A 12,046-nucleotide genomic window follows, 5' to 3' on the forward strand; every position below is an offset into this window, starting at 1 on the left:
TTCTCTATAATGCTTGGCTAAATTCTTCATTGTCTAACTCTACCGCTTCTTTTAGTTGCGATAAAATATCAGGTATGGCGCTGACTACTCTATTCCAAGAAGGAATAAACGGTGTGTCCATGGGTTGATCTAAGAAAGTATTGCCGGCGGTTAGTATATTTTGTGCAAACATCTCAACCGCTTTTTCTTCATTATGGATATCCAGCTTAAGCCCATTCATCATCGCGTCGTTTCGATAAGTTTCGACATAATCTAAAGCAATTCGATAGTAAGTGGCTTTTAATGTTCTAAATTTTTCTGCAGTGAATGTTTCACCTTGAGTAGCAAGTTTACGAATAAAGGCTTTGCTGATATCAATCGACATTTTTGATAAACCACCATCAGTATTATCTAACGATAAATCTTGATGCTTATGATCGTACGTTGCGGCTATATCTACTTGGCATAAACGGTTAGGCGAATAGTTGCGATACATCTCTGATAACACGCCTATCTCAAGGCCCCAATCACTGGGAATACGAATATCGTTTAATACATCTCGACGGAAAGAAAACTCACCTGCTAAAGGATATAAAAAACTGTCCATGTATTCTAAATAGTCGCAATGACCGACTGTTTTTTTCAACGCTTTAATCAGTGGTGTTACTAATAGACGGGAGACACGGCCATTTATTTTCCCGCCCGCCACGCGCGCATAAAAACCTTTGGCAAACTCATAGTTAAACATTGGATTCGCCACTGGATATAGAAGCCTATCGAGTAATTCTCGTTCATAGGTCAAAATATCACAGTCGTGTAACGCAATAGATTCAGCTTTACCCGAAGCCAAAATATAGCCCATGCAATACCAAACATTTCGCCCTTTGCCTAACTCTTTTGGGGCTAGGCCAAGGGCTTGTAGTTTTTCATCTATCGCTTGTAATCTAGGCCCATCATTCCAAAGCACTCTATGGTGCTGTGGCAGTTGTCCAAAAAAAGTTAAGGCATGTTTGTATTGCTTGAGGTTGGCTCGGTCGAGGCCAATAACTATCTCAGACAAATACTCGACATCTTTAATTTTATTAATAATATCGGGTAAGGCTTCACCTTCTAATTCAGAAAACAATGAAGGTAAAATAAGCCCTAAAGGGCGTTTTTTAGAAAAGTCTAATAATTCAGCAGCCATATCTGCTGGTTCACGCTGTGCTAAATTATGTAACGTTGTTACGGTACCGTTTTGATAAAAATCAGCCATGGTTTACCTCTTCATTAATTGTATGTATTAGTTGAATGGGATAGTTGCTTTACTAAAAGCACTTGTATCGCTTCAGCCCAGCCTTGTGGACCATATAATTGAGTACGAGTCGTTTTAAATTGACGGTATAACTTGGGGAAATTATGAACGGGTGAACGAATTTGTACCGCGATATCTGCGGCTTCTAACATCGGGCTATCATTTTCTCCATCACCTAAAGCAATGGTCATAATTGCAGGATTATTAGCATTTTCTCGATATTGTTCAGTGAGCCAGATCAGGGCTTGGCCTTTATCACAGTAACCTCCAATATGAATAAATCTTCCGCCTTGAACAACATTCGCGCCTAAATTAAGCAGGTGATCTATAAACTTATTTTTGGTGGCTTCATCACCTAACCATTGAATAGGTTCACCATATTGCCTTTGCTTAGCACGTTGGGCTTCGGCTAAGGTTAACCCCGTTTCTTGGGATAATGTTTCCAATGACATCATCGAAAAACTTCGATAATACTTTTTAAATTCATCGGTTTGTTCAGACAACAACGTTAGCCAATGCTGTCTTGGTAAACAAAATGATTTTACCCAATAGTTATCAATAATTACGGTGTCTGAGGGCTGTTTCGCAAAGGTATTGAGTGGTATATAAATCGCAGCGCCATTTTCTACAATAAAGGGGTTATTTAGCTTAAGTTTGCTGTTAATGCTCGCTAATTCTGCCAATGTTTTACTGGTATTTAAAATAACGGGAATACTCGCTCGCTTCAATTGTTCAAGCGTTTGGATCGCTGCTGTCGATTGATAAGTGAAGTGATCCAGTAATGTGCCATCTAGATCACTAAAAATCAGTATTTCAAATGGGCTCATTGCTCATCCTTCACTGGTTTTTCAGTGATATGACGAGCATAATTCAAGTAAAAAATTGCGTCAGCAGACTGTGATATGCTCGTACAGCTTTGCACACTTAACCTTTGAAAATATTGGGTGAAATTAAGTATTTCTTCTGGAGTCATCACTTTTGAATTTACTAAACCAATATTTCTGACTTGTAATTTTTGCTCTTGTTCTAATCGCCATTTATAAACACAGTCAAATGATGGCGCTTGCAGTGCTAACCAAAAGTCCATTTTTTTATATAAAGGGGCATAAGCTTTTTTGAGTTGTTCATTGACATAATTTCGCCATTGGCCATTTGCGTCATGTTGTAATTCAAGTTCATTAATAGGTGACTTTAATTGTGCTTGAGTTTGCGGTGTTACGCCCCAACACCAGCCTTCTAATAAAATGATATCAACGTTTTTTTCAATGACTGTCCATTGTTCTTTCGGGAAGGGTTCATCGGTCGCTTTATTGAATTTAGGAATGAGAAAATCGGTTTTTTGGGTATTTAATTGGTCAAGTACTTGTTCAAGCGCTACCACATCATGAGTCCCCGGAACGCCTCTCGTTGCCAATAGTGGATGCACATCATGAGCAAGCTTGTTGCGCTTATCACCGGTTAAATAAAAATCATCTAAAGACATGACAACAACATTCAGTTGGTACTTAGCAATTAAATACTCAGCAATAAAGTCGGTTAATGTCGACTTTCCACTACCTTGACAGCCATTAATGCCAACAAAGTATGGTGTGTTATTCTTTTTAAATTGTCGATATATCCGATCAGCAAGTGGTCGGTAATACTGCTTTACGGTGTGCCCAAATTCTTTAGGTAGTTTGTGGTGTGCAATAAAAGCTGAAAGCATAATTTTCACTGTAGATAAATACTCATATGTTTACAGTTCAAGTCTCATGCCACTTAAATTCAACAGAGCACTTGTTTGTTAGTCTTTTGTAAAATAATGATTATTTATTAAATAGGCAAAAATAAATATGCTTAAAGGATTTGATAAATGCACCAATCTAAGTAAACGCCCCATGATGGTGCGACAGCCAGTGAAAAATATCACTCGTTTACCATTCATTTTAAAACAATATTCTTTGAAATTTCTTGGGAGGTCATAGGGACGGGAGCATCTGTTATAGAGGGGAGAGAAAAGAAATTCGGTAAGAAATAATAGCTTTGAGAGATTATTTCTTACCATTACTACAAAGTGTCTATCACTATTTTGAAGGCGTTAATTGATTTCTAAGTTCATTAAGTGCTGCAACTGAGAAACCATCATCATAAAAATAAAGCACAATTCCATCTTTGTCTAACAATAGAACTCTAGCATTATTAGGGGCCTCATTACCCGTAAAAGCTTGTACTTTATCACCATCTTCGTAAACAGTGATCACTCCTTTCCAAAGGGGTTTTGGGATACCCGCACGCATACCGTTATCAATAAATGTACTGAACATCCTTGGGAATAATCCCTGAATGGTAGGAAGTTCATAAACATCAACGTTAGTCCCTGTCATATCTAAACCAATTAGCCATCGGTCGATATCAAACTGTGAATTTTGTTTGTACCCAACGAGTAGCAAGGTAAAGTCTTTGTTAAAGTCTTCAGGGATCTTTACCGTATTTTCTTCTAATGTTTGTCCGGTAACCGAAGGGAAAGACATCCCTGTTACTGATTGATTTGTATATTTTGTGCTACAACCTGATGCTAGGCTGATGAACAATATAAATAAAAAAATGCGCATGTATTTATTGACTCATTGATTATTAATTTAATTAGGGCTTTATACGTTAGAAGTTAAACTTTAGCTCATTCTTTATCTTTTGATCTTAAAAAGTTAACTCTACGTATCAATATGAATATTTAACTACAGATACTTAAATGAGATTTACTGATGAGATTGGTATTAAGTTTATTAATGCTTTTTAGTGTCTATGCAAATAGTAACAACGGTAATGGATACGTTATTGAAAGCGATAGTTTGGATGAAAAGGCTTATATGATTGATTTTTCAAAGCAAGAAAAAGGACTCTGGCGAGTAACCGATGACAATGTTATGGGAGGCTTATCAAATGGAAATATGACTTTTGAAAAAGACCATGGCATTTTTAATGGCAATATCTCACTTGATAATAATGGAGGGTTTAGCTCTGTTTTCCGTGCTGTTGAAAATCTTCCTGAAGGTGCTAGAAATCTCGTTATTGATGTAAAAGGTGATGGTCAGACTTATCAATTGAGACTAGTTATTTATATTAATGGTTACCGTTTAGCTTACAAACATGATTTTAAAACCATAGTTAATAAGCGTGAAAAAATTACGCTCTCAATTGCTGATTTTAAGGCAAGTTTTCGAGGAAGAATGATACAAAGTGCGCCGATACTTAATTCTGTAGCAATTAGAGAAGTAGGGTTTTTAATGACTAAAAAGACTGCAGGTCAATTTTCATTATCGGTATTTAAACTCTCTTTTTTAAAAGAATAAATAATGACTAAGGTAAAGATGAATAAAGTTAACCCTAAAGCACTTATTAACAGCAAATGGACTAAAGTTGATATTGTTAACAAAGAAAAGCATTTTGTTATCACTAAGGTTGAGTTTGATGAAGACCAAATAGTGACCCACTGTATTATAGAAGCAGTGATGACCCACAATGAATACACCATAGATTGGCGTGATTTAAAAATAAGTGATAAATGGTTAGTAGGCTGGAAATAAATGATGAATCAAGCCTTTTTTAGTTTCTAATATCAACTACTTGATTGAGGTGATTTTGATTATAGGTATTACGCAATAAACTCATGAATAGATTTTTTGATGTATCTTCGCCTTTTAGTTTCAAAAGAATGCCTATTTTGACAAAGGTAAAGTGTTTCATTAACCGGTACTTTTAAATAGTGTATGTTAATTTTATTTTGATCAGGGAAAGCATTTACAGCATGAAGCGGTAGTACAGTGAAGCCTAACCCACGGCTAACAGGCTCTAAAATTAAACTAATTTGATTAGAGAATCCTTTGTGGTCAAATTGACTGGTATGTTCAAATTCAGAATAGTTCTTACTCAGTAACTGTTGTGCATGATGTGCTGAGTCAGGGTGGCTAATAAAACCGAGGGAAGTCAGTACTTGCCAATTTACGCGTTTTACACGACTGGGTGTGACTAAAACCAAAGGTTCAATCGCTATCTTTTCATTAAGTAATAGAGGGCTACGGCTTAATTCGGTTAGTATGCCAAGGTCTATTTTACGTTCAATCAAGTCTTGTTCAATACGCTTATTCGGTGCAAAGGTGTAATCAATAACAAGTGCTGGATAGTGTTGTTGTATATCGAGCATATAAGGGTATAACTTTAAGCCAACACTCCCAGGGGTACTTACCTTAATTATTCCAATAAAAGCATCGTCCTGTTTAATTGAGGCTTCAATATCCGCTGATGTTTTTAACAAAATCTCCCCACGTTGGCGTAATTTTATTCCTGGATCAGTTAGCGAGAAAGACTTCCCTTCTCGAGTTAGTAATAATGTATCTAGTTGTGCCTCAAGTTTCTTTATATGTTGGCTTACGCCTGATTGGGTCATAAAAAGAATTTCTGCTGTTTGAGTAAAGTGACCTACGTCAGCAAGTGTGCAAAATGTTTTTAACCACGCCAGGTTTATCATAACGAGATGTTCTTATTTTTGTTGCAAATAATAATTTTATATACTTTATAAAGTTTACTTTACCTTGTCTATCAAATTTAATGAGGTAACAAAAATGAGTGCAGCGTCCCCCAGAATTTTTCACACATCGGTATTTCAGTACCTCATTTAGAAGCTGCTGTTAAGTTTTATACAGGCTTGGTATAAAATAATGAAACCCTCCGAAATTATTGAAGATGACAGAATTATTAGTGAAATGTGTACAGATGTTTTCGCTGTCAATTAGGGGGAATTTAAAATTGCCCCTATGTCTAAAAGTGATCGTATTGGTGTTAGGTTATTTGAATTTTCAAACTAAGAAGACAGCGTTGAGCATTGGATACAGGCGTTTTTCACTTATTTTTTAAGATCATCGTTTAAGATCATAATATAAACCTCGGCTAAAGAACGATTTAAGTCGGTGACATAATGCCTATTTTAAATATTCAACTACAATTAGACTTTCTATAATATTTTTATATTTAAGGTTTATCAGTGAGTAAAGAACAACAATCAACAGTGCTATCCTATAATAATTTATTACTAAAAGTTAAAATGTTAGCTGAAGTATTGACGAATGTTGGGGCGTGTATTTATACCAAAGATTTAAATGGTCATTACACCTACGTGAATCAAGCGGTACTTGATCTATTGAATGTGACCACCGCAGAAATTGTTGGCTTTGATGATACCCATTTTTTTGATTTAGCGTTATCTCAACAACTCAGAGAAAATGACCAGAAGGTAATGAAAGAAGCGATTACGGTTAAGAGCGAAGAAAAAAACTTTATCAGGTCATTAAAGGAAACACGGATATATCAAACCGTTAAAAAGCCACTGTTTGATGATAATAATAACGTGATTGGTATGTGTGGTATTTCGACAGATATTACAGAAGAAAAAAAACTACAAAAAATAGTTAAATCACAGGAAAAGTTACTTCACACGGTACTTGATAATGTAGATGCTTATATTTATATGAAAGACAATGAGAGGACATTCAAATATGTAAATAGCAAAGTAGCTGAATTATTTGGCACAACACCAGAAAATATGATCGGTAAAAAAGACATAGAAGTGTTGCCATTTGATGTCGCTGAACATTTTTATCACTCAGACCAAAAAGTATTTGATACTGGTATTAAGCTAACAATAGAAGAGACATCAGAAGACGAGCAAGGTAATTTACTCCACTATATTAGTACAAAAATACCTTATCAACAGCAAGGAGAATTACCGGCTTTAATTGGTTTTTCTACAGATGTAAGTGAGTTGTTTACTTTAAAGGAACAATTTAAAAAACAAGCGAACACCGATTCATTGACTGAGCTTTATAACCGTCGCTACTTTATAAAGCATGCTGAACGAGAGTTCCATCGTGCTAAAAGACACTTACGTATTTTATCTTTAATTTCAATTGATATTGATCATTTCAAAAGTATTAATGATAATTATGGACATCCTGTAGGAGACAAAGTCTTAATTTTAGTGGCGCAATGTTTATTACCCTGTGTTCGACAAGAAGATATTCTAGCGCGAATGGGGGGGGAAGAATTTTCAATCTTACTGCCTGAAACCACCTTACAGTCAGCAAAAGTTGTTGCTGAGCGAATTCGACTTAATCAAAGGAATTTGACCATAAATGGTCAATGGCAGCAAGCAATTAAAATAACAGTAAGCATTGGCGTTACTTGTATAACATTTGAAGATGACACCTTTGACGACTTTTTTACTCGTGCTGATAAAGCATTATATCAAGCGAAAGACAACGGTCGTGATCAGGTGTTTTGCTTGTGAGTAATATTGACCACCGTACAAGGTTAAGACAAAAACTGAGTATGAATTTCGGTATCAAATAAGTTTTTAATAAGTAGAGAGAACTCTTTAATAAATGTTTTTTGTTCATTGGTTACTGCGTTGTTTACAACACCAGATAGTATCTCTTCAAGATCATAAACAATGGCGTCAACTTCTCGAATAACCGTGTTACGCTGATTAAAGGACAAAGCTTGATTCTGACTACAAATACTTATAATTTGCTCACTTAATTCTTGCTCAATAACAGCCATAACGGTGTCAGAACCAGAGGAGGATGACGGTGAGTTCTCGAACAAACTTAAGTGCTCTGTTAAGTATTCAATAATATGAATGTAACCTTCAGTATCTGTAACCATTGAAAAACACCTTAAGAAATGAAGATATACCATACCCTTTATACAGGCGTTTAATCAAGACTATCAAGCTCTCTTTATATGAATTTATTATAGTTCCCACTTAACAAAAACAGACTGGCTTTATTAAAATCACCAAGATAAAATATTCTTATCATGCCAATAAAACGATACATACAAGATGATAAAATCGCTATTGTTCTATTTATCCCATAAAAAACAGTTGGTTAATGTTTTTAGTATAAGTTCAGAATCATTTATGTAATAGGGGTTGTATTATTTCTATATTCAGGCAGAATTGAAAGATATTGTTATCTATTGTAACAATTTGTTCTAGCATGCAAATATAAAATATAAAATATAAACATAAAATAATTATAAAATATAAACATAAAATAATAAATTTATAGGCCCAGAGAGAAACACTATGAGAAATAATATTTCAAAAACATTTAAACGCTCGATTGCAGCTATCGCTGTAACAACCGTTTTAGGTATGACCTCAGCTTCAGCAGATGATTTAGTTGGTCGTATTAATGGCTCATCAACAGCTGGCGTTACTGTCAAAGCAGTTAACGTTGATACAGGTACACAACGTACAGTAAGTATCGATGAAGACGGTAGTTACCGTTTAGCAAAAATGCCTTCTGGTAATTACAAAATTACTGTTATGCAAAACGGTGTAGTTATTGCTGAAGATGATGCTCGTGCATCTTTAGGTAGAAACACGGTTACAAACTTCGATGTTGCCGCAACTGACGATACTGAAGTTATTCAAGTTGTTGGTTCTTCAATTGCTACTATCGATGTATCTTCTTCAGATGCTGGTTTAGTTGTTGGTGAAATTGAAATTGACCGTATGCCTATTGCACGTAACATCACTGCTGTTGCTTTATTAGCTCCGGGTGTTGTACAAGGTGATTCTGCCTTTGGTAACACCGCCTCTTTTGGTGGTGCATCTGTTGCAGAAAACGTTTGTTACATTAACGGCATGGAGGTGACTAATACTCGTCAAGGCTTAGGTTGTGGTGAATTACCGTTTGAATTTTATAAAGAATTCCAAGTTAAAACAGGTGGTTACTCAGCTAAATATGGTCGTGCTACAGGTGGCGCAATAAACGCGACTGCTAAAAGCGGTACGAACAACTGGGAATTTGGAGCAACAGCTTCATTTACCCCTGATTCATTAAGATCTGAATCGCAAATGTCTCGTGGCGATGGCGGCGTAGGCAAAGTATACCGTGATGCTTCAAATGATGAATTTGACACAACAGACTTTACATTCTCAGTTGGCGGACCAATCATTGAAGATAAATTATTCTTCTATGCTTTAGTTAACCCACGTGACGTTTCAAGTGCTGTAACTTCTGGTGGTGGTCGTACGACTCCAGATGACGAATGGAGCACACGCGATGCTTCAGGTGGCGACAACATCTTTTGGGGCGCTACAATTGATTGGGATATTAGTGAAGATCATCGTTTAAGTTACTTTGGGTATTCAAACCGTAGTGATACTACTCTAGATATTTACGCATATGATCTTGAAAATAGCGTACTTGGCGCTCGTTCTGGTGGTTTCTTACAGAAACGTGGTGGCGATACGCATAGTCTTAGCTACACAGGTTACATTACAGATGATTTAATCGTTACTGCAATGGCTGGTCGTATCGAAACAGAATATGAAAACACACCTGATAATCTTCTTTGTCCTTCAGTAACTGATTCTCGTGATAATCCAACTGCAGTTTCTTGTGGACCTGGTGGCTCATTTGGCGCAAACAATGATGAAAACACTCAATTTGCATTAGATATTGAATATATCTTGGGCGACCATACAGTCACTGCTGGTTACGAATACCAAGAACGTGATTCTTCACGTATAAACCGCCCTATTACTGGTCACAGCTATACTTACTATACGTTAGAAGCGGGTGCTAATATTCAAGGTGATAACGGTGTTTTATACACTAACAACACTGGCGCTGAACAAGATATCGTTTCTGACCGTATTTTTGATGGTGGTGGTAGCTTTAACTCTGAAATCACAGCTTATTACATTGAAGACAAATGGCAGGTTACAGATAATTTAGTACTAAACCTTGGTTTACGTATTGATGAATTTGAAAACTGGGGTACAACAGGTAAATTGTTAACGTCTTTCGAAACAGATGTTGCTCCACGTTTGGGCTTCAGCTGGGATCCAACAGGTGACGGAGAAAGCAAATTTTATGGTACTCTAGGTCAATATTACTTACCCGTTGCGAATAACACAGTATACCGTGCTGCATCAGGTGTAAGTGATACGACTACGCATTACACATTCTCTCAGCCTGGTGCTGATGGTGCTCCAGAAGGTGCTGCTCCAGTAAGTGGTACAATTGCTAACTCTCAAACAGTTGGTTCTGTTGCTACAATTCCAGAAAAAGATATATTCCAAGCACAAGAAGCTGACCCGTTTTCAAAAATCGAGTATATTCTTGGTTATGAAACAATGTTAAATGAAGAATTCACTTTAGCCGTGAAAGGTACTTACCGTACTGTTGATACAGCGCTTGATGATTACTGTGGTGCTTTCTCTTGGCCTTACTGTGTATTACTTAACCCAGGAGAAGATTCTTCATGGTACAAAGATGGTTTCTACTACAATGGTAACGGCGATTTAACTGTTGATCGTGATTTATTTGATGGTTCTCCTGATGCAGGTTCATTAACTACACATTCTAATGATTCGCAAATTATGCTTCCTGAAGCTAAAAACGAGTACTACGCTTTAGAAACTATTGTTAAATACAATACTGATTCATTAAGCATGACACTTAGCTATAGCTGGTCACACAGCTACGGTAACTTCGAAGGTGCTGTTAAGTCTGATATCGGTCAAGCCGATGCAGGTATTACACAAGATTTCGATTTCCCAGCCTTAATGGATGGTGCAAATGGTAATCAAGCTAACGATCGTCGCCACGTATTCAAGTTATACGGTAGCTACAGCATTACTGATGACTGGATAGTTGGTTGGAACAGTACATTAGCAAGTGGTCGTCCATTATCAGCATTTGGTAAGAGTTACCCATCTGACAACCCTGATTTATTCGGTGGTTACGGTGATACATTCTACACTACTGATACTAACGGTACTGATGACGAAGCAGATGATGTAATTAATCGTTTACCTCGTGGTGCAGCTGGCGAAACTAGCTGGACATTTAAAGTTGATTTATCAAGTAGCTACGCGTTTGAAATTAACGGTATAGATATGGAAGCATCAATTGATATCTTTAACGTGTTTGATATTCAAACAGCGACTACACAGAATGAATTGTGGGAAACGTCTCCTGGTAATCAAAACCAATATTACGGTGCTGATGCGACTTGGCAGACACCTCGTTACGTTCGTGTAGGATTTGAAGCACGCTTTTAATAGCGACTTTATTGCTTAGATAGAAAGTAAAAAGCCTCGTTTATCGGGGCTTTTTTATGTCTAATTGTTTTTGAATGTAAAATTGTATGATTATATTATTTTGAGTTTCAATTTATATTTGATTGTTGAAACATTCAGTTGAGTTGAATTCCATAATAAATAATTAAATAGATTAAACACGCGTTATTACATATCAACATTAGTTTAATACAACTTTTTTTCATTTTAGCGTCACTATTAATAAGACAACGCAACCTGTGTTGTCATAAATATTAATTTGGAGAGTTAACATGAACTATAAAAATATAGCAGTAGCGACAATCATCACATTGGGTTTTTCAATATCAGCACAAGCTGCAAAAGTAACAGCTATAGATAATAGTATTGCAACGAATTTATGTGTAACAGCAGCCACAGGTAATAGAGCCGCAATGTACAAATCGATAAAGTCTTCCGGATACTCTTCAAAATATGTAGCGAATAACATTGAATGTAATGGAAAAAATTTATTAAGCTTTGTTGAACATAACGGCAAAAATTCAGCAGCTATGCTGAAACTGTTAGATCGGACAAAGACTTCAGTTTCAATTACTGATTTAGCAAGCGTTAACTAAAAGAAAGGAACGTTGAATTATTAAGATGTATTACGAGGTGGCCAC

At 36.3% G+C, this 12,046-nt stretch carries 11 protein-coding genes and 1 pseudogene; 6 read left to right on the forward strand and 6 right to left on the reverse strand.

The genetic code is table 11. The annotated features are described in order from the left end of the window. Window positions 1-4 precede the first annotated feature (4 nt). The 4 genes from H4J73_RS00540 to H4J73_RS00555 form a co-directional block, all read right to left on the reverse strand. Window positions 5-1,234 (reverse strand): glycosyl transferase, encoded by a 1,230-nt coding sequence (locus tag H4J73_RS00540; RefSeq protein WP_182179022.1) that lies wholly within the window; start codon window positions 1,232-1,234, stop codon window positions 5-7. Between the two features lie 14 nt (window positions 1,235-1,248). Then, window positions 1,249-2,100: a mannosyl-3-phosphoglycerate phosphatase gene (locus tag H4J73_RS00545; RefSeq protein WP_182179024.1), complete on the reverse strand. Its 852-nt coding sequence runs from the start codon at window positions 2,098-2,100 to the stop codon at window positions 1,249-1,251. Further along, window positions 2,097-2,978, reverse strand: coding sequence for a kinase (locus H4J73_RS00550; RefSeq protein ID WP_182179026.1), 882 nt, complete (start codon window positions 2,976-2,978; stop codon window positions 2,097-2,099). Before H4J73_RS00550 ends, H4J73_RS00545 begins: the two co-directional genes overlap by 4 nt. Before the next feature lie 358 nt (window positions 2,979-3,336). Further along, window positions 3,337-3,864 carry a hypothetical protein gene (locus H4J73_RS00555; RefSeq protein ID WP_182179028.1) on the reverse strand — a complete coding sequence of 176 codons (528 nt, stop codon included), beginning with the start codon at window positions 3,862-3,864 and terminating at the stop codon, window positions 3,337-3,339. Between the two features lie 150 nt (window positions 3,865-4,014). Between H4J73_RS00555 and H4J73_RS00560 the strand changes: the two genes are divergently transcribed. Beyond that, on the forward strand, window positions 4,015-4,602 hold the full coding sequence (locus tag H4J73_RS00560) for a CIA30 family protein (RefSeq protein WP_259366536.1): 588 nt from the start codon (window positions 4,015-4,017) through the stop codon (window positions 4,600-4,602). Window positions 4,603-4,620: 18 nt separating this feature from the next. After that, on the forward strand, window positions 4,621-4,836 hold the full coding sequence (locus tag H4J73_RS00565) for a TIGR02450 family Trp-rich protein (protein ID WP_182179287.1): 216 nt from the start codon (window positions 4,621-4,623) through the stop codon (window positions 4,834-4,836). 68 nt (window positions 4,837-4,904) lie between these two features. Here the strand turns inward: H4J73_RS00565 and H4J73_RS00570 are convergent, their stop codons facing one another. Beyond that, window positions 4,905-5,777, reverse strand: a complete 873-nt coding sequence (locus H4J73_RS00570) for a LysR family transcriptional regulator (protein ID WP_182179030.1) — start codon at window positions 5,775-5,777, stop codon at window positions 4,905-4,907. Between the two features lie 126 nt (window positions 5,778-5,903). Here H4J73_RS00570 and H4J73_RS20260 point away from each other — a divergent pair. Together H4J73_RS20260 and H4J73_RS00575 are read left to right on the forward strand one after the other, a co-directional pair. Then, a pseudogene (locus H4J73_RS20260) lies at window positions 5,904-6,111 on the forward strand (glyoxalase); the annotation flags it as partial. Between the two features lie 179 nt (window positions 6,112-6,290). Next, window positions 6,291-7,592, forward strand: a complete 1,302-nt coding sequence (locus tag H4J73_RS00575) for a sensor domain-containing diguanylate cyclase (protein ID WP_310649634.1) — start codon at window positions 6,291-6,293, stop codon at window positions 7,590-7,592. Window positions 7,593-7,615: 23 nt separating this feature from the next. Here H4J73_RS00575 and H4J73_RS00580 read toward each other — a convergent pair whose 3' ends face one another. Beyond that, window positions 7,616-7,969, reverse strand: coding sequence for a DUF3802 family protein (locus H4J73_RS00580; RefSeq protein WP_182179032.1), 354 nt, complete (start codon window positions 7,967-7,969; stop codon window positions 7,616-7,618). Window positions 7,970-8,393: 424 nt separating this feature from the next. Here H4J73_RS00580 and H4J73_RS00585 point away from each other — a divergent pair, with 424 nt between their 5' ends. After that, window positions 8,394-11,387, forward strand: coding sequence for a TonB-dependent receptor (locus H4J73_RS00585; protein ID WP_182179034.1), 2,994 nt, complete (start codon window positions 8,394-8,396; stop codon window positions 11,385-11,387). Window positions 11,388-11,677: 290 nt separating this feature from the next. Further along, window positions 11,678-12,001, forward strand: coding sequence for a DUF3718 domain-containing protein (locus tag H4J73_RS00590; RefSeq protein WP_182223841.1), 324 nt, complete (start codon window positions 11,678-11,680; stop codon window positions 11,999-12,001). The last annotated feature ends 45 nt before the right edge of the window (window positions 12,002-12,046 follow it).

Source organism: Colwellia sp. MB3u-41 (genome assembly GCF_014076845.1).
In the GTDB taxonomy this organism is placed as follows: domain Bacteria; phylum Pseudomonadota; class Gammaproteobacteria; order Enterobacterales; family Alteromonadaceae; genus Colwellia_A.